Genomic DNA, 17,959 nt, shown 5'->3' with positions numbered 1-17,959 from the left:
TTCCTACTGCTCTTTCCTGATGTGGCCGGCGGCGGCGGCCGCGGCCCAGAGGCGGTCCTCCCGCTGCGCCGCTTCAGCCAGGCCGGCGCCCGGGCGGAGATCGGGCTCGATTCCCATGGCGGTGAAACGCTGCCGCAGCACGGGATCGGCAAAGGCCTGGGTCAGCGCGCCATGGAGCCGCTGTATCACGGCCTCCGGCAGGCCGGCCGGCCCGTACAGCCCGACCCAGCCCGCCAGGTCGAATTCCGCGATGCCCTGCTCCTGCGCCGAGGCCACCTCGGGGAAGAAGGGCGTGCGCGTGGCGGTCGAGACGGCCAGCACCCGGACGCGTCCGGTTTGCATATGAGGCATCACGCTCGCCGTGCTGGTCCAGCCGACCGGCAGGTGGGCGGCAACGATGTCGTTCATGAGCTGGCCGCCGGAGCGGTACTGCACATCCGGCATCTCGACGCCGGCGCGCCGCGCCAGCTCCTGCCCGATGAAGGAGGAGAGCGCCTCCGTGCTGCCGGTGCCGACGCGGCCGGGATGCCGCTTCGCATGGTCCAGCATGGACCGCAGATCGGCGAAGGGCTGCCCGGTGCCGGTGACCAGCGCCATGGTGTTGCGCGACAGCATCGCCACCGGGGTGAAGTCCCGCAGCGGGTCATAGGAGAGGGAAGGCAGGAAATAGCGGTTCGCCACATGGGTGGAGACGACTGCCATCAGCGTATGGCCGTCCGGCTCGGCCCGCGCCACCACCTCCGTCCCGATCACCCCGGCGCCGCCGGCGCGGTTCTCGACCACCACGGGTTGCGGCAGCAAGGGGCGCAGCGCCTCGGCCAGGGCGCGGGCCAGCAGGTCAGTGCCGCCCCCCGTGGCATAGGGCACGATCAGGCGGATGGGCCGCGTCGGCCAGCCCTGCGCGAAGGCGGGGCGGGGCAAGGCCAGCAGGGCAGGGGCGGCCAGCAGCGCGCGGCGGCCAAGGGGCATGGACGTTCTTCTCCCGCTCGGGCGGATCGCCGCAGGAAGGCCAGGGTAGCGCCCGGTGCCGCCCTGGGCATGACCCTGCCCGGCAACTATGACGGGCGCGAGTATCGGGCCGTGCGCGATGGATGCAAGGCCCCCAGGTCCATGGCAGGATGGGGGCGGGAGAGACCAGGAGGACGCCCATGCCCGATGCCAGCGGCCGCCCCATGGCGGCCAGCACCGTCGCCGAGATCGAGGCGGTGATCCAGACCTACTTCGACGGCCTCTACGAAGGCAGCGTCGAGAAACTCGCTACCGCCTTCCATCCCGTCAGCCATCTCTACTGCGAGAAGGATGGCGGCGTGCTGGACGTGCCGCGAGAGCAGTGGTTCGAGGCGGTGCGCAAGCGCGAGAGCGCCGCAAGCAAGGGCCTTCCGCGTGACGACCGGATCCTGATGATGGATATCAGCGGGCCGGAGACGGCCTTGGTGAAGGTCGCCTGCCAACTTCCGCCGCGCTACTTCACGGACTATCTGGTGCTGAACCGCACCAGCGATGGGTGGAAGATCGTCAGCAAGGTCTATCGCGCCGAGGTGCGGGAGTAGCCTTCCGCACGAGCCGGCGTGACGGGTGCGTCCATCAGGCGCCATGCCGGTCGCCTTTGGGCGGAGTCGGCCTTGAGCCCGCCATCATGTTGCGGCGCGGCCTGGCCGGTCCGCCCGCCTGCGCGCGGGCCGGATGTGGGAGTGTGCGGCGGCGGATGGCCTTGGCGGCGCTCACCCCGCCTCACTCCGCCGGTCCACAAGGCCGGCGGGCATCGCGCAGAGATGCGTCGGGGGGCGGCCCCCTACCGGACCCGCCCGGGCTCCACATATCCTCGCCGCAAGCAACCCGCCCCGGCCGGGGCGCGAGGGGGGTCCAGAATGGCGAAGCTGACCGTGAACGGCCGCGTCCATGACGTGCAGGTCGATCCCGACACGCCCCTGCTCTGGGTGCTCCGCGAGCAGATCGGCCTGACCGGCACCAAATATGGCTGCGGCGTCGCGCAGTGCGGCGCCTGCACCGTCCATATCGATGGCCAAGCCGTCCGCGCCTGCACCCTGCCGGTCTCCACGGTGGCCGAGGCGCAGAAGATCACCACCATTGAGGGGCTCTCGCCCGATGGCAGCCACCCGATCCAGAAGGCCTGGGTCGCGCTGGACGTGCCGCAATGCGGCTATTGCCAGCCCGGCATGATCATGGCCGCCGCCGCCCTGCTGGCCGAGAATCCGAAGCCCTCGGAGGCCGAGATCCGCGCCGGCATCACCAATATCTGCCGCTGCGGGACCTACAACCGCGTGCTGGCCGGCATCCAGCGCGCCGTCAGCGAAACCGGCGCGCGCGGCTGAGGCGGGAGGGCAGGATCATGAAGCATCTCGAAGCCTCCCGCCGTGGCTTCCTGGCCACTGCCTCCGCCGCCCTGGGTGCCTTCACCCTGGGCTTCCGCATCCCGGAGGCCGCGGCACAGGCCGCCGCTGGCGGGACGCCCGAGGTCAATGCCTGGGTGGTGATCCACCCCGACGACCGCATCGTCATCCGCATCGCGCGGTCCGAGATGGGGCAGGGCACGCTGACAGGTCTCGCCCAGTTGGTGGCCGAGGAACTGAACGCCGACTGGTCCAAGGTCAGCGCGGAATATCCGACGCCCGGCCAGAACCTGGCGCGCAATCGCGTCTGGGGGAACATGTCCACGGGTGGCAGCCGCGGCATCCGGGAGAGTCACGACTACGTGCGCAAAGGTGGTGCCGCGGCGCGCATGATGCTGGTGCAGGCCGCGGCCGGAAACTGGAATGTTCCTGTCTCCGAGTGCCGCGCGGCCAACAGCGTGGTGACGCATGAGCCGTCCGGCCGCACCGCCACCTATGGAAGCCTGGCCGCGGCCGCGTCGCGGCTGACGCCTCCCACGGATGTGCCGCTGAAGGACCCGAAGGACTGGATCATCGCCGGCAAACCGCTGCCACGGCTCGACACGGTGGAGAAGACCACGGGCCAGCAGGTCTATGGCATCGACCTCAAGCTGCCGGGCATGCTGAACGCCGCCATCAAGGACTGCCCGGTCTTTGGCGGCAAGGTCAGAAGCGTGGATGCCGCCGCCATCGCCGGCCGGCCCGGTGTGCGGAAGGTGGTCCGCGTGGGCGAGAGCGCGGTCGCCGTCGTCGCCGAGACCTGGTGGCAGGCCAAGACCGCGCTCGATGCCCTGCCGATCGAATGGGATGAAGGGCCGAATGCCAAGGTCTCCTCCGCCAGCACCGCGGAATGGCTGAAGGAAGGACTGGACGCACCGCAGGCCGCGATCGGGAACCGTGCCGGCGATGCCAGGGCCGCCCTCGCCTCTGCCGCGAAGACGGTGGAGGCGGTCTATGCCTATCCACACCAGAACCATGCGACCATGGAGCCGATGAACGCGACCGCGCTGTGGACGCCGGAGCGCTGCGAGGTCTGGACGCCGACCCAGAATGGCGAGGCGGCGCTCGCCGCGACCGCCGAGGCCGCCGGCCTGCCGCCCGCCCGCTGCGAGGTGCACAAAATCCATCTCGGCGGCGGCTTCGGCCGGCGCGGCGCGGTGCATGACTGGGTCCGGCAGGCGGTGGCCATCGCCAGGGACATGCCGGGCACACCTGTCAAATTGCTCTGGTCGCGGGAGGAGGACATGCTGCATGGCCTCTACCACCCCGTCACGCAGTGCAAACTGGTGGGTGGGCTGGATGCGCAGGGGAACCTGACGGGACTGACCATGCGCATCTCCGGGCAGTCCATCGTCGCCAGCATCTTCCCGCAGAACATCCGGGACGGGCGGGACCCGGTGGTGTTCCAGGGCCTCAATCCAGGCGGCGGCGAGGCGGAGATCGGTTACACCATCCCCAACCTGCTGATCGACCATGCCATGCGCAACCCGCATGTGCCGCCGGGTTTCTGGCGCGGGGTGAACCTGAACCAGAACGCCATCTACCTGGAATGCTTCATGGATGAGCTCGCGCATGCCGCGGGCAAGGACCCCCTGGAGTTCCGCCGGGCGCTGATGGCGCGGCACCCGAAGCACCGCGCGGTGCTGGATGCCGTGGCGGAGCGCGCCGGCTGGGGCAGGCCGGCCGCTCCGTTGAATGGGCTGCCGGTCTTCCGCGGGCTCGCGCAGACGCATGGCTTCGGCAGCTATGTCGCGGCCTGCGCCGAGGTCTCCGTGACCGACGCCGGCGAGCTGAAGATCCATCGCATCATCGCCGCCACGGATTGCGGCCATGCAGTGAATCCGCAGCAGATCGAGGCGCAGGTGGAGGGCAGCTTCGTCTATGGCCTCTCCGCGGCCCTCTACGGCGAGTGCACGGTGAAGGACGGCCGGATCGAGCAGGAGAATTTCGATACCTACCAGCTCATGCGCCTGGACGAGATGCCGAAGGTGGAGACGATCATCCTCTCCTCCGGCGGCTTCTGGGGCGGCGTGGGCGAGCCGACCATCGCCGTCGCCGCGCCGGCGGTGCTGAATGCGATCTTCGCCGCGACTGGCAAGCGCATCCGCACCCTACCGCTGAAGCATCACGACCTGCGGAGGGCGTGAGGGCTTTCCTGGCCGCAGCGCTGCTCTGCCTGGATGGAGCGGCGTTCGCGCAGAATGTGCCGGTGGTGGGCGATGCCATCCCGGCCTCGCTCACCGGCATGCCCGGCGATCCGGCGCGCGGGCGCGCCATCGTGCTGGACCGGCAGCGCGGGCTCTGCCTGCTCTGCCATAGCGGTCCCTTCCCGGAGGAGCGCTTCCAGGGCGACCTGGCGCCGAGCCTGGCCGGCGCCGGCACGCGGTGGAGCGAGGGTCAGTTGCGCCTGCGGATGGTGGACGGGCGGCGGTTGAACCCCGATACCATCATGCCTTCCTACTTCAGCACGGAGGGGCTGCGGCGCGTCGGCCGTGCCTGGCAGGGCCGGACCGTGCTGACGGCCGAGGAGATCGAGGATGTCGTCGCCTTCCTGGTCACGCTGCGCGACTGAACGGCGGACGCTGCTCGGCGGCCTGCTGGCGGTCACCCTGCTGCGGCCCGCCAGCGCCGCGCCGGAGGCCATGGCGCAGGCGATCCGCGGCTTCACCGGTGGCGCCGTGCCGCAACCTGGCGGCATCAATTTGGAAATCCCGCCGCTGGTCGAGAACGGCAACGCGGTACCCGTTTCGATCGAGGTGGAGAGCCCGATGACCGAGGCCGAGCATGTCCGTGCCATCGCCCTGTTCAGCGAGCGCAACCCGCTCCCGAACGTGTTGACCGTGAAGCTCGGCCCCTGGTCCGGCGCGGCCCGGATCGGCACGCGCATCCGCCTCGCCACCTCCCAGCGGCTGATGGCCATCGCGGCGCTCTCGGACGGGAGCTTCCGGCTAGCGGAGCAGCAGGTGGTGGTCACGCTCGCCGCCTGCATCGAGGGCTGAGGGCCATGGCGCGCACCCTCCTGCGTGTTCCCGGCACCGCGCAGCGCGGCGAGGTGGTGGAGATCCGCACGCTGATTCAGCACCCCATGGAGACCGGCTTCCGCCCCGGCGCCGACGGCACGGTGCAGCCACGCGACATCATCCGGCGTTTCACCTGCCTCTACAACAACCGCCCGGTCTTCGAGGCGGACCTGCATCCGGCCATCGCCGCGAACCCCTACCTCACCTTCACCTTCGTGGCGCGGGAGAGCGGCGTCCTCGCCTTCATCTGGGAAGGCGATAATGGCTTCAGCCAGACGGAGACGCGGGCTCTTACCGTGGCATGATCCCGCCACGCTCCTTCGAGGGAGCGTTGTCCCCTCGAGCACCCCTGCCAGGGATGAACCACCCCTGGACCGGTCCGAGGCTGGCGCGCGTCGCCTTGCTCCTTGCGGTTGCCGTCTTCGGCCCGGCGGCCGGGCCGCGCTCGGGTTTCGAGACCATGTCACCCGAGTTGCGGGCGATGCAGCAGGATGATCTGGCCAATCCAGGCATGCTCCATGTGGCGGAGGGCGAGGCGCAGTTCCAGCAGCAGGGCTGCACTGCCTGCCACAGCGCCGAGGCCATGCAGGGCGTCGCGGCGCGCTATCCCGCCTTCGATGCGGCGCGCGACGGGCCCATCGACCTGGCGGGCCGCATCGCCCAGTGCCGGGAGGAGCGGCAGGGCAGGGCGCCGCTGCCGCGCGAGGGCAAGGAGATGCTGGCACTCTCCGTCTTCGTCGCCCACCAGTCGCGCGGCCTGCCGCTCACGCCCAACCCGGACCCACGCATGGAGTTCGTGCGCCGCCAGGGCGAGGCCCTGTTCCGAGAGCGGCGCGGTCAGCTCAACCTTTCCTGCGGGCAATGCCATGATGACAATGCCGGCCGGCGGCTGGCCGGCAGCCTGATTCCGGAAGGCCATGCCAATGGCTACCCGCTCTACCGGCTGGAATGGCAGGGGCTTGGTTCCCTGCAGCGCCGGCTGCGGAACTGCATGGTGGGCGTGCGGTCCGAACCCTTCGCCCCCGGCGCGGCCGAATATATCGCGCTCGAGGCCTTCCTGGCGGAGCGGGCACGCGGGCTGGTGGTGGAGACGCCGGCCGTCCGTCCCTGACACCCCCGTGCGGCGGCCCGGATGGGCCGCCCCAGGCTGCTGCGCCCTGTCAGCGGAGGGCCATGCAGCCAGAGCCTTTTCGCGTCAGGTCAGGAAGACGCCGCCATTCACATGGATCGTCTGGCCGGTGACGAACCCCCCCTCGGGACCCGCCAGCATGCGGACCACGGCGGCGACCTCCTCGACAGATCCCTTGCGGCCCAGGGGAATGCCGCTTTCGGCCAGCGTGCCCGGCAGCGCGCCGGCGGAGGCGCCCCGCATCGTGTCGATCGTGCCGGGCGCCACGCAATTGCAGCGGATGCCATGCGGCGCGAGTTCGACGGCAAGCGCCCGGATCAACCCCTCCAGCCCCGCCTTGGAGGCCGAGACATGCGCACGGTTCGGCGTGCCGACATGGGTCGAGATGCCGGACAGGCCGATGAGCGCACCGCCGCCGCGGCGGATCATCTGCGGCACGACCGCCTGCGCCAGGTTGAAGGCGCCGTCGAGGGCAACCGACATGATGTCCCGCCACTCCTCCGGGCGGATATCGAGAAAGGGCGTCTGCCGCCGCAACCCGGCATTGGAGACGGCGATGTCGATCCCGCCGAGCCCTGCCGCCACCACTTCGGCCATCTCCGCGACCGCGTCGCGGTCGGACACATCGGCGAGGTGACCGACGGCCTTGCCGCCCATCGCCGCGATCTCGGCCACCACCGCCTCTACGGCCGCACGGTCCGTGCGGCCATTGACCACCACCGTGGCGCCGTCCTGCGCCAGCCGCAGGGCGATGGCCCGCCCGATATTACGCCCCGCCCCGGTCACCAGCGCGACCTTGCCGTCCAGGCTCCCCATCCTCTTCCCCCAGGAATCATGCGTTGTCGTCCAGGGGGAATTGGGCCGGGACGCGCCGACTGACCAGTGCCATTCGCCGGTCGCTCCGGTCAGTCCCGGTGCAGCCTCGCCTCGGTGCGGGCCTGCAGCGCCTCGAAGGACAGTCCGGGCACCATGTCGAGGACGACGAAGCCCTTCGGCGTCACATCCAGCACCGTCAGGCTGGTATAGACGCGGCTGACGCAGCCGGCCGCCGTCAGCGGGTAGGTGCAGCGCGGCAGGAGGCGCGCCTGGCCATCCTTCGTCACATGCTCCATCACCACCCAGACGCGCTTCGCACCCACCGCTAGGTCCATGGCCCCGCCGATCTGCCGGCCGGTCTCGGTCACCGAATGCGCCCAGTTCGCCAGGTCGCCAGTCTCCGCCACCTGGAAGCCGCCCAGCACGCAGAGGTCGAGATGCCCGCCGCGCACCATGGCGAAGCTGTCGGCATGGTGGACGAAGCTGCCGCCGGGGCGAAGGGTGACGCGCTGCGTGCTCGCATTCACCAGCCAGGGATTTTCCTTGTGTGCATCCGGCGCCGGCCCCATGCCGAGGATGCCGTTCTCCGAATGCACCACCACCTCCCGCTCCGGCGGGATGTGGTCGGCGACCAGAGTCGGGATGCCGATGCCGAGATTGACATACCAGCCTTCCGGGATGTCCTGCGCCACCCGCGCCGCCATTCCGGTGCGGTCGAGCGGGCTGAAGCCCTGTGTGCTGTCCTTCATCGCGGTCCTCCCCTCAGCGCGGCAGCACCGGATCGCCGGCCTGCACGTGCAGCACGCGATCGACGAAGATGCCGGGGGTGATGATCTCGTTCGCCGGCAACTGCCCCAGGTCGCAGACATGATGCGTCTGCACGATGGTGAGCGCGCCCGCCATGGCCATGATGGGGTTGAAGTTCCGGCTACTGTCCCTGTAGGTCAGATTGCCCCAGCGATCGGCCATCCAGGCCTCGACCAGCGCGACATCACCGGGCAGGGCGAGTTCCAGCACGCAGGGGCGGCCGCCATACTCCCGGACCTCCTTGCCCTCCGCCACCAGCGTGCCGGCACCGGTCGGGGTGAAGAAGGCCGGCACGCCGGCACCGGCGGCGCGGATGCGCTCGGCCAGCGTGCCCTGCGGCACCACCTCGGCCTCCATCCGCCCGTCGCGCACCGCCGCGCCGGCGATGCTCTGGCTGCGCAGGAAGCTGGTGATGACCTTGCGCACGCGGCGCTGCTCGATCAGCCGGGCGAGGCCGGTGACCGGCTGGCCCGGCCGGTGCACGCGCCCGGTGGAGTTGATGACGATGGTGAGGTCGGTCGCGCCCTGCTCGATCAGCCCCTGCAGAAGCGCGTGTGGGGCGCCCACCTCGCCGAACCCTGCCATCAGGATGGTCGAGCCATCCCGGATGTCGTTCATGGCCTCCGCCATGGAACGCACGAATTTATCGATCATGCGTGGGACGTTCCCCTGTGCTGGTTCTTGCGGGGAGGCGCGATACGGCCATGCCGCACTGTCCTGCCCCGGTGTCGTTGCGGTGGATGGTAGGCGCAGCGCAGCCCGGGACGCCAGCGGTGAAGCCCGGATGCACTCCACGGCGAACCTGGCGACCGGGGGGAACGGCTCGCTGGGCGGCTGCCCTCAGGCGGCCGACCAGGCGCCATCCATCGGCAGCGCCGCGCCGGTGATGTCCCGCCCGGCCTCTCCGCACAGGAAGGCCACCATCGCGCCAACCGCCTCCGCCTCCACGAAGCGGCCGGTCGGCTGCTTGCCCGCGAGGAAGCGTGCATCGGCCGCCGGGCGATCCAGCCCGGACTCCGCCATGATCGCGCGGATCCGCCCTTCGATGTTCGGCGTCAGCGTCGTGCCGGGGCAGAGGGCGTTGCAGGTGATGCCGCTCTGTGCCGTCTCCAGCGCCACGGCGCGGGTCAGCCCGATCAGGGCGGTCTTGGTGGTGACATAGCCCACGCGACCCGTGCCGCCGACCAGCCCATAGATGGAGGACATGTTGACGATGCGGCCCCAGCCGCGCGCGCGCATGCCCGGCAGCGTCAGGCGGATCAGGTGGAAAGCGGCGGAGAGGTTGACCGCGAGATCGGCGTCCCAATCCTCTGGCGGCATAGCCTCGATCGGCGCGAAATGCCGGCAGGCCGCGTTGTTGATCAGGATGTCGACCGGACCGGCATCGGCCGCCAGCGCCTCCACCTCCGGGCGATGCGCCAGATCGGCCCGGATGTAGCGCGCCTGTACGCCATGGCGCCCGGCCAGCGCGCGGACCGCCGGCCCGGCCGCGGCGGGCGCCTCCAGCCCATGCAGCACCAGGTGGCATCCGGCGGCGGCGAGCCGGGATGCGACGGCATGGCCGATCCCGCCGGTGGAGCCGGTGATCAGCGCCAGGCGGCCATGCAGGCCGCTGCCGGTGGTCGCGGGGGGAAGAGGGGAGGGCGGCGCCATCCCCGCAGGCTAGAGCAGATCGCCGTCGGGCGGAATCGCCCGGAGGTATCCATCGGCTCCGTGAGATGGCCGGACCGGCATGCGGTGGCGCCAGCCGGCGCCGTGCCGCTTCCTGTGGCGCGTCGGGGGTGATAGCCCTTGCTGCAAGCAGATCCAGGGGGAGAAACGACCATGCGGACGCCATCACGGCGCAGGCTGCTCCTCGGCGGGGCGGGTGGTCTCGCCGCGACGGCGGCGATGCTTCGGCGCGCGAAGGCGCAGGCGGCGCGCCCCTGGCCGCAGCGGCCGGTCCGGCTGCTGGTGCCCTACGCCCCCGGCGGCGGCACCGACGTCTTCACCCGCACCCTCGCCGAGGGGCTGCGCGAGCAGCTCGGCCAGCCGGTCCTGGTCGAGAACCGCGCCGGCGCGAACGGCATCATCGGCTCGGAGATGGTGGCGCGGGCGGAGCCGGATGGGAGCCTCTTCCTGGTTGATACCGGCGCGCACACCATGAACCCGCATGTCACGCCGACCCTGCCCTTCCAGCCGCTGCGCGACTTCGCGCCGGTGGCGCTGCTGTCGCGCTTTCCCCTGCTGCTCGCCGCCAGCACGGCGACGCCCTACCGGACTGTTGCGCAGCTGGTGGCGGATGCACACGCCAAGCCGCGCAGCATCGGCTTCGGCACCTCGGATGCGGCGATCTCCTATGCTGGCAACCTCTTCACCCGGCTGGCCGGCGTGGAGATGGTCGAGGTGGTCTATCGCGGTGCCGCGCCGATGCTGAACGACCTGATCGCCGGCCATCTGCCGACGAGCTGGAACAGCACGGTCGCCGCGCTGCCGCATCTGCAGTCGGGCCGCATCCGTGCCCTGGGCGTCACCACGGCGCAGCGCAGCGCGCTGCTGCCGGAGGTGCCGACGCTGATCGAGGCCGGCGTGCCCGGCTACGAATTCGCCGGCTGGTACGGCATGCTGGCCCCGGCCGGGCTGCCGGAGGGGATCGCCGCCGCCATGCATGCGGCCATCCTGGCTGCGCTGCGCGAGCCCGGGATGCGCGAGCGCCTGGCCAGGACCGGGGCGGATCTCGGCGTGCTCGGACCGGCCGAGTTCGCTGCGCTGCGGCAGGAGGAGGATGCCCGCTGGGCAGCCGCCGCCCGGGATGGGCTGCTCAAGCACCCGGATCAATGACGAAGGTGCGATGCCTGTGATGCCCGATGGCGCAGCGCCGGCATGCCCGGGGCAGGGTCCTGGATGGCACTGCTGGTGTTGCAGTCCCGTCGCGGCCGGGGCGGGGTAGGGCGGCAAACCACCCTCCGGCCATGCTATCCTGCTTCCTCCACGGGAGTCGCGCATGGCCGGCAGCTTCGTCCACCTCCATACCCATTCCAGCTATTCGCTGAGCGAAGGCGCCATCAAGGCGGACAAGCTGGCAACCCTGGCGAAGGAGGCGGGGATGCCCGCGGTGGCGCTGACGGACAGCGCCAACCTCTTCGGCGGGCTGGAATTCGCCCAGGGCTGCTCGGGCAAGGGCGTGCAGCCCATCATGGGCTGCCAGCTCTTCCTCAGCCGGACCGCGAGCGACGACCGGCCGGAGGCGGAACGGCAGGCGCCGGACCCGGTCGTGGCTCTCGCCATGGATGCGCGCGGCCTCGACAACCTCCAGCGCCTCTCCTCCCGCAGCTTCCTGGCCAATGACGCCTCCGGCCGCCCCTGCCTGAAGCTCTCGACGCTGGAGGAGCATGCGGAGGGTATCTTCCTCCTCACCGGGGGCACCTTCGGCCCCATCGGTCGGCTGCTGGCCGAGGGCCGGCGCGCCCCGGCCGAGGCCTTGCTGCGGCGCCTGGCCGCCGTCTTCCCGGATCGGCTGGCGGTGGAACTGAACCGCCACGGCCTTGCGGTCGAGAAGGCGATCGAGCCTGCCATGCTGGCCCTTGCCGACGATCTCGGCCTGCCGATCGTTGCGGCCAACGATGTCTATTTCGCTACGCCCGCGATGCATGAAGCGCATGACGCCCTGCTCTGCATCGCCGAGGGCCGGACCCTGGCCGAGGAGGACCGGCGGCGCGTGACCGCCGAGCATTGGTTCAAGCCGGCCGAGGCCATGCGCGCCCTCTTCGCCGACCTGCCGGAGGCCTGCGACAACACCCTCGCGATCGCCCGCCGCTGCGCGGTGATGGCCGAGACCAAGAAGCCCGAACTGCCGGTCTGCCCCAAGGTCCAGCCCGGCATGACTGAGGCCGAGACGGTGCGGGACATGGCGACCCGCGGGCTGGAAGCGCGGCTGGATGCCGTGGCAATGCCGGAGGAGAAGCGCGAGCCCTACCGCAAGCGCCTGGCCTATGAGCTCGGCGTCATCGAGCAGATGGGCTTCTCCGGTTACTTCCTGATCGTCGCCGACTTCATCCAGTGGGCGAAGCAGCAGGGCATCCCGGTGGGCCCGGGGCGTGGCTCCGGTGCCGGCTCGGTTGCCGCCTGGGCGCTGACCATCACCGATCTCGACCCGATGCGCTTCGGGCTGCTGTTTGAGCGCTTCCTGAACCCCGAGCGCGTCTCGATGCCGGATTTCGACATCGATTTCTGCCAGGACCGCCGGGACGAGGTGATCAACTATGTCCGCCGGGAGTATGGCGCCGACCGGGTCGCGCAGATCATCACCTTCGGCAAGCTGCAGGCCAAGGCGGCGGTGCGCGATGTCGGCCGCGTCCTCGGCATGCCCTATGGCCAGGTGGACCGCATCGCCAGCCTGATCCCCTTCAACCCGGCGAAGCCCATCACCCTTGCCCAGGCAATCCAGGAGGAACCGCGGCTGCAGCAGATGCGCGACGCCGATGAGCAGGTGGCGCGGCTGCTGGAGATCGCCAACCAGTTGGAGGGTCTCTACCGCAACGCTTCCACCCACGCCGCCGGCGTCGTCATCGGCCGCAAGCAGCTGATCGACATCGTTCCCCTCTACCGCGACCCGCGGTCGGAGATGCTGATCACCCAGTACTCGATGAAATATGTCGAGCAGGCCAGCCTGGTGAAGTTCGACTTCCTCGGCCTGAAGACGCTGACGGTGATCGAGAAGGCACTGGCGATCCTGAAGGGGCAGGGGGTCGAGGTCGATATCAGCGCCATCCCGCTCGATGACAAGAAGACCTATGACATGCTCTGCCGCGGCGACGCCGCCGGGGTGTTCCAGTTCGAAGGCGCGGGCATGCGGGACTGCCTGCGGCAGATGCGGGTGGACCGGTTCGAGGACCTGATCGCCGCCGTCTCGCTCTACCGCCCCGGCCCTATGGCCAACATCCCGGCCTACTGCCAACGCAAGCATGGCGAGCCCTGGGAGAGCCCGCACCCGAAGATCCACCACATCCTGGAGGAGACCTTCGGCATCATGGTCTACCAGGAGCAGGTGATGCAGATCAGCCAGGAGCTGGCGGGCTATTCGCTCGGCGGCGCCGACCTGCTGCGGCGCGCCATGGGCAAGAAGATCGCCAAGGAGATGGAGCAGCAACGCGCCATCTTCACCGAGGGCGCGGTGAAGAACGGCATCTCGCCGGAGAAGGCGACCGAGATCTTCGACATGATGGCGAAGTTCGCGGAGTACGGCTTCAACAAGTCGCACGCCGCGGCCTATGCGCTGGTCAGCTACCAGACCGCCTGGCTGAAGGCGAACCATCCGGTCGCCTTCCTGGCCGCTTCCATGACGCTCGATCTCGACAAGACCGAGAAGCTGGCGAACCACATGCAGGAGGCGAGCCGGCTCGGCATTCCAGTCCTGCCGCCCGATGTGAACAAGTCGGGCGCCGAATTCCTGGTGGAGACCACCGAGGACGGGAAGGCCGCGATCCGCTTTGCGCTCGCCGCAGTGAAGCGGGTCGGCGCCGGGGCCATGCAGGATCTCGTCAAGGCGCGTGACGGCAAGGGACCCTTCGCCTCGGTCGCGGAATTCGCCCATAGGGTCGATCCGAAGCTGCTCAACAAGATGCAGATCGAGAACCTGGCCAAGGCCGGCGCCTTCGACAGCCTGGAGCAGAACCGCGCCAGGCTGGTGGCGGGCGCCGAGGTGATCCTGCGCCGCGCCCAGGCGGCGGCGGAGGAGCGGGCCAGCGCGCAGATCGCGCTCTTCGGCGGGGCGGACTCGAAGCCCGAGCCGCTGCGGATGCCGGACATCCCGGACTGGCCGCAACTCGAGAAGCTTTCCTATGAGGCGGAGGCGGTCGGCTTCCACCTTTCGGCCCATCCGCTGGACACCTACAAATCGGTCCTGCAACGGTTGGGCGTCACGCCCTCCTCCCGCATCGAGGAACGGGCGAAGGCGGGCGCGGCGCGGCTCAAGCTGGCGGGCACCGTCGTCAGCAGCAAGGAACGGCCGACGCGGACCGGCAGCCGCATGGCCTGGATCAGCCTCTCGGATGCCGCCGGCAGCTATGAGGTGACGCTCTTCTCCGAGGTGCTGTCCCGCTCCCGCGACCTTCTGGCCGAAGGCACCGCCGTGCTGGTCACCGCCGAGGCACGGCTGGAGGGCGAAATGTTGCGCCTCACCGCACAGGAGATGGAGGGGCTGGAGAGGGCGGCGCAGCAGGTGGGGCAGGGGATCCGCCTGTGGCTGGAGGGCGACATCGCCGTTCCGCATATCCGCGACCTGCTGACGCGTGAGGGACGCGGCAAGGGCCGCGTGGTGGTGGTGGCCCGCACCGGCCAGGGGCAGGAGGTGGAACTGGCTCTGCCGGGAGGCTTTAATGTCTCGCCCCGGTTGATGCAGGCGATGAAGGTGCTGCCCGGGGTTGCCGAGGTGGAGGCGGTGTAGCCCGTCATCAGGCAATGACGATGAAATCCGCAGCCGTCACCGCGACGGCATCGCGCAGCATGACGAGCCGCAGCACGCCGCCCGACGCGGCCCCGTTCATGTCCCAACACAGGATATGCGTGGTGGTGTTGTAGACGAACTGCGCCGCCGTGCCGACCGCGCTGCCTGTCGCGTTGAGCGTCAGGCGGCCGGTTGCCTGAAGGTCGATCCCTGCCGTCAGGCCGAACGGCATCCCAGAGAAGGCCAGGCAATCCGAGGTGCCATCGAAATCGAGAATGGTATCGAAGCCGTCGTCAGGGCGGAGAAAGAGGAAGTGATCCGCTCCGGCACCGCCGGTCAGCTGATCGGCGCCCGCGCCACCCACCAGCGTATCATCGCCGCCACCGCCAAGCAGGGTGTCAGCTCCACGGTCGCCGGAAAGGCTGTCATTGCCGTCGAGACCGGAGAGCCGGTTGAGGCCGGCATTGCCCAGGATGACATTGGCGGTCGCGTTGCCGGTGCCGGCAGCCGCGGCGGTACCGGTGAACTCCAGCCGCTCGATATCGTCAGGCAGGGTGAATGACAGCGTGGTCACCACGCGGTCTCTGCCATCATTCGGCGCTTCGAAAATGGCATCCATGGCGCTGGAGACTACGTAGGTATCGTCGCCGGGGCCGCCATGCAGTTGATTGGCCCCAAGGCCGCCATTCAGCGTGTCATTGCCTTCGGCACCAAGCAGGGTGTCGTTGCCTGCCGCGCCGCTCAGCAGGTTATCCCCGACATTGCCCTGCATCAGGTTCCTGAGCGGATTGCCGGTGCCGTTCACCTTGGCGTCGCCGGTCAGGATAAGTGTTTCGAAGTTGGCGCCGAGCGTCCAGGCAAGGCTGGTGATGACCGTGTCCGTCCCGGCGGCCGCCGCCTCAATCAGGACATCGGTCGTGCTGGAGACGATGTAGCTGTCATCGCCGGCACCGCCCACCAGGGTGTTCTTGCCGGCGCCGCCTTCCAGCGTGTCGTTGCCGTCGAGCCCGGAGAGGCTGTCATTCCCGGCGCCGCCCTGCAGGAGATTGGCTGCGACATTGCCACGCAAGGTGTCGTTGCCGATGCCGCCGATCGCATCCTCGATCAGGGAGCGACGGTCGCCCTGGTACTGCAGCGCGTTGAAGACGTTTCCGCGAGCATATTTGGTGTTGCCAAGCTTCGCCAGTTGCGCGCCCGAGAGAATCGACCAGCCGCCCGGCGCAAGATCGACATTCACCCCGTTCGCGTAGTCTGAGAGATCGTAGGTGTCGCGTCCGCCGCCGTCCCAGGTGGTGAGGAAGATACGGTTGCCGCCAGGCCGCCCCTGACCGGTGCCGTCGACTGACATCTCGCCAGTGAGCGGGTTCCAGGAATAGATCGTGTCGCCGGTGCGCGTGCCGAAGTCGGCGCCGTACATGGCCTGCAGCGCCGCGATGTCGAGCATCATGTAGCTCTGCGGCGCGCCCCACTGCTCGAAGCTGTAGCCGGAGGTTGGAGCACCGATATAGGAGCGGTAGGTCATGACGGTGAATTCGAGGCTGTCACGATCCGCAGGGACGGCCGTGGCGCCCGGACCGCCGCCCTCCTGGGCATGTTTCAGGCCAAGCGCATGGCCGAGTTCATGCAGCACGGTGACATAGGCATAATTTCCGAGGGTCGGACTGCGGAAGTCATGGACCGTTCCGGCATAGGCGGTTCCGAACCAGACATCGCCGCCTGTCCCGGCGCCGGGATAATAGGCCCAGGCAGTAGGGGGACGGGCGGACTCCGCGATGCGCAGATCGGCGCCGCTGTCGCCCTCGGTAATGTCAAGTTGGGTGAATTGGGCGATCCCCATGCCCTGCAGCGCCGCATTGCCCGACCCGTTCGGTGTGCCGAGCAGTGCCGCCCGCACCGCATCACGCCCCGCCGGCGCGAGGGCGGCGAAGCCGCTGTATGGCTCGCCCGCACCATAGAGTGAATCATAGACTGCGGCCTCCTCGGGGAAGCCGAAAGTCAGGAGGCCGGTCCAGGCACGTCCGGACAGCAGCCCGTCGATGTATTTGTTGCGGGTGGCACCTATGGTCGTGCTGGTTGCCATGGCCGAAAGCCCCTCCGCCGCCGCGCCGGCCCTGGCCGTCGTGGGAGCACCTCAGGGCGCTCGTCTCAAAAATGAGACGAAGTGGGTTAAGGAAGGCCGAAATGCCGGGCTGACCGCGCCCCGGCTTGCTCCCGGCCCAACCGCGTGCCATAGGGCCGCCGCCGGCGCGGGGGATTCCTCGCGCCGGCAAATCCGCACGCGGCGCGCCCTTCCGATCCTTGGTTGCCAAGGTGGGTCGGGTCCGGTCCCGGGGCATCCGGGAAGGCACCGCGGAGGCTCAACCGGACTGAATGGAAGGATTTCGCCCCATGGCGATGCCCCAGGTTTCCCTGCGCCTGCTGCTCGAGGCCGGCGTGCATTTCGGCCACCACACGCGGCGCTGGAATCCGCGCATGGCGCCGTACATCTTCGGCGTGCGCAACCAGGTCCACATCCTGGACCTGCAGCAGACCGTTCCGATGATGGACCGCGCGCTGCGCGCCGTCCGTGACGTCGTGGCCGCCGGCGGCCGCGTGCTCTTCGTCGGCACCAAGAAGGCGGCGGCCGAGTATGTGGCGGAAGCGGCGACCCGCTGCGGCCAGTACTACGTCAACCACCGCTGGCTCGGCGGCATGCTGACCAATTGGAAGACGATCACCGGCTCCATCAAGCGCCTGAAGCAGATGGAGGAGCAGCTCTCCGGCAACGTCCAGGGCCTCACCAAGAAGGAGGTCCTGATGCTGACGCGCGAGAAGGAGAAGCTCGATCGCGCGCTCGGCGGCATCAAGGAGATGGGCGGCCTCCCCGACATCATCTTCGTGATCGACGTCGTGAAGGAGAAGCTGGCAATCGAGGAGGCCAACAAGCTCGGCATCCCGGTCGTCGCCGTGGTCGATTCCAACGCCGATCCGCAGGGCGTCGCCTTCCCGATTCCGGGCAATGATGACGCCATTCGCGCCATCAATCTCTACTGCGACATGGTCGCCGGCGCCGTGTTCGACGGCATCTCGGCCGAGCTGCAGGCCAGCGGCGTCGATATCGGCTCGGCCGAGGAGCTGCCGGTCGAGCCCGAGCTGACCGAGGACGAGCCGGTGCTGGCCGAGGCGCAATCCAGCCCGACCGCCGGCATCGATACCGAGAGCCTGGAAACCATGGTGCAGGCCAACCAGGACGACGGCAACCAGGCCGCCAAGGTCTGACTTCGTCTGGAGCATGGTCGCGCCGGCCCGGCCGCGCGACCATGTTCCGGCCGCCTGATGCTGATCGCGCCTGATGCGGCGGGCGAGCCACGCCCGGCCCGCAGGTGCTTATCCG

General features: G+C 69.5%; 16 protein-coding genes. 10 read left to right on the top strand and 6 right to left on the bottom strand.

The annotated features are described in order from the left end of the window. Window positions 1-3: 3 nt before the first annotated feature. Window positions 4-969: a Bug family tripartite tricarboxylate transporter substrate binding protein gene (locus LHA35_RS05280; protein ID WP_226605448.1), complete on the bottom strand. Its 966-nt coding sequence runs from the start codon at window positions 967-969 to the stop codon at window positions 4-6. A 179-nt stretch (window positions 970-1,148) separates the two neighbouring features. On the opposite strand from LHA35_RS05280, the gene LHA35_RS05275 reads away from it, so the two are divergent. The 7 genes from LHA35_RS05275 (at window position 1,149) to soxA (ending at window position 6,521) form a co-directional block, all read left to right on the top strand. Next, window positions 1,149-1,550 carry a nuclear transport factor 2 family protein gene (locus tag LHA35_RS05275; protein WP_226605445.1) on the top strand — a complete coding sequence of 134 codons (402 nt, stop codon included), beginning with the start codon at window positions 1,149-1,151 and terminating at the stop codon, window positions 1,548-1,550. 318 nt (window positions 1,551-1,868) lie between these two features. Next, window positions 1,869-2,333, top strand: a complete 465-nt coding sequence (locus tag LHA35_RS05270) for a (2Fe-2S)-binding protein (RefSeq protein ID WP_226605444.1) — start codon at window positions 1,869-1,871, stop codon at window positions 2,331-2,333. 17 nt (window positions 2,334-2,350) lie between these two features. Then, window positions 2,351-4,537, top strand: coding sequence for a xanthine dehydrogenase family protein molybdopterin-binding subunit (locus tag LHA35_RS05265; RefSeq protein WP_226605442.1), 2,187 nt, complete (start codon window positions 2,351-2,353; stop codon window positions 4,535-4,537). Continuing rightward, on the top strand, window positions 4,534-4,962 hold the full coding sequence (gene soxX / locus LHA35_RS05260; protein ID WP_226605440.1) for a sulfur oxidation c-type cytochrome SoxX: 429 nt from the start codon (window positions 4,534-4,536) through the stop codon (window positions 4,960-4,962). Before LHA35_RS05265 ends, soxX begins: the two co-directional genes overlap by 4 nt. Next, entirely contained in the window at window positions 4,928-5,389 is a 462-nt protein-coding gene (locus LHA35_RS05255; protein WP_226605438.1) for a SoxY-related AACIE arm protein, read from the top strand. Before soxX ends, LHA35_RS05255 begins: the two co-directional genes overlap by 35 nt. Before the next feature lie 5 nt (window positions 5,390-5,394). Continuing rightward, complete coding sequence (gene soxZ / locus LHA35_RS05250; RefSeq protein WP_226605436.1) at window positions 5,395-5,715, top strand: thiosulfate oxidation carrier complex protein SoxZ; 321 nt, start codon at window positions 5,395-5,397, stop codon at window positions 5,713-5,715. Window positions 5,716-5,768: 53 nt separating this feature from the next. Beyond that, window positions 5,769-6,521, top strand: coding sequence for a sulfur oxidation c-type cytochrome SoxA (gene soxA, locus LHA35_RS05245; RefSeq protein WP_226605434.1), 753 nt, complete (start codon window positions 5,769-5,771; stop codon window positions 6,519-6,521). Between the two features lie 84 nt (window positions 6,522-6,605). Here soxA and LHA35_RS05240 read toward each other — a convergent pair whose 3' ends face one another. From LHA35_RS05240 to LHA35_RS05225, 4 genes are all read right to left on the bottom strand, one after another. Further along, window positions 6,606-7,355, bottom strand: a complete 750-nt coding sequence (locus tag LHA35_RS05240; protein ID WP_226605432.1) for an SDR family NAD(P)-dependent oxidoreductase — start codon at window positions 7,353-7,355, stop codon at window positions 6,606-6,608. A gap of 89 nt (window positions 7,356-7,444) precedes the next feature. Further along, window positions 7,445-8,104 carry a 3-oxoacid CoA-transferase subunit B gene (locus LHA35_RS05235; RefSeq protein WP_226605429.1) on the bottom strand — a complete coding sequence of 220 codons (660 nt, stop codon included), beginning with the start codon at window positions 8,102-8,104 and terminating at the stop codon, window positions 7,445-7,447. Between the two features lie 13 nt (window positions 8,105-8,117). Further along, window positions 8,118-8,816, bottom strand: a complete 699-nt coding sequence (locus LHA35_RS05230; RefSeq protein ID WP_226605427.1) for a CoA transferase subunit A — start codon at window positions 8,814-8,816, stop codon at window positions 8,118-8,120. A 186-nt stretch (window positions 8,817-9,002) separates the two neighbouring features. Then, window positions 9,003-9,815, bottom strand: a complete 813-nt coding sequence (locus tag LHA35_RS05225; RefSeq protein WP_226605424.1) for an SDR family NAD(P)-dependent oxidoreductase — start codon at window positions 9,813-9,815, stop codon at window positions 9,003-9,005. 171 nt (window positions 9,816-9,986) lie between these two features. Here LHA35_RS05225 and LHA35_RS05220 point away from each other — a divergent pair, with 171 nt between their 5' ends. Together LHA35_RS05220 and dnaE are read left to right on the top strand one after the other, a co-directional pair. Beyond that, window positions 9,987-10,982 (top strand): tripartite tricarboxylate transporter substrate-binding protein, encoded by a 996-nt coding sequence (locus LHA35_RS05220; RefSeq protein ID WP_226605422.1) that lies wholly within the window; start codon window positions 9,987-9,989, stop codon window positions 10,980-10,982. 163 nt (window positions 10,983-11,145) lie between these two features. After that, a complete protein-coding gene (dnaE, locus tag LHA35_RS05215; protein WP_226605419.1) occupies window positions 11,146-14,586 on the top strand; it encodes a DNA polymerase III subunit alpha in 3,441 nt (1,146 codons plus the stop codon). Between the two features lie 7 nt (window positions 14,587-14,593). On the opposite strand, the gene LHA35_RS05210 is transcribed toward dnaE, so the two are convergent. Beyond that, window positions 14,594-16,666: a M10 family metallopeptidase gene (locus LHA35_RS05210; RefSeq protein WP_226605416.1), complete on the bottom strand. Its 2,073-nt coding sequence runs from the start codon at window positions 16,664-16,666 to the stop codon at window positions 14,594-14,596. 308 nt (window positions 16,667-16,974) lie between these two features. Between LHA35_RS05210 and rpsB the strand changes: the two genes are divergently transcribed. Beyond that, complete coding sequence (gene rpsB / locus LHA35_RS05205; protein WP_226605414.1) at window positions 16,975-17,844, top strand: 30S ribosomal protein S2; 870 nt, start codon at window positions 16,975-16,977, stop codon at window positions 17,842-17,844. Window positions 17,845-17,959: the final 115 nt, after the last annotated feature.

Source organism: Roseicella aerolata, assembly GCF_020523605.1.
GTDB lineage: Bacteria > Pseudomonadota > Alphaproteobacteria > Acetobacterales > Acetobacteraceae > Paracraurococcus > Paracraurococcus aerolatus.
This window is presented reverse-complemented; position numbering and strand designations above follow the sequence as displayed.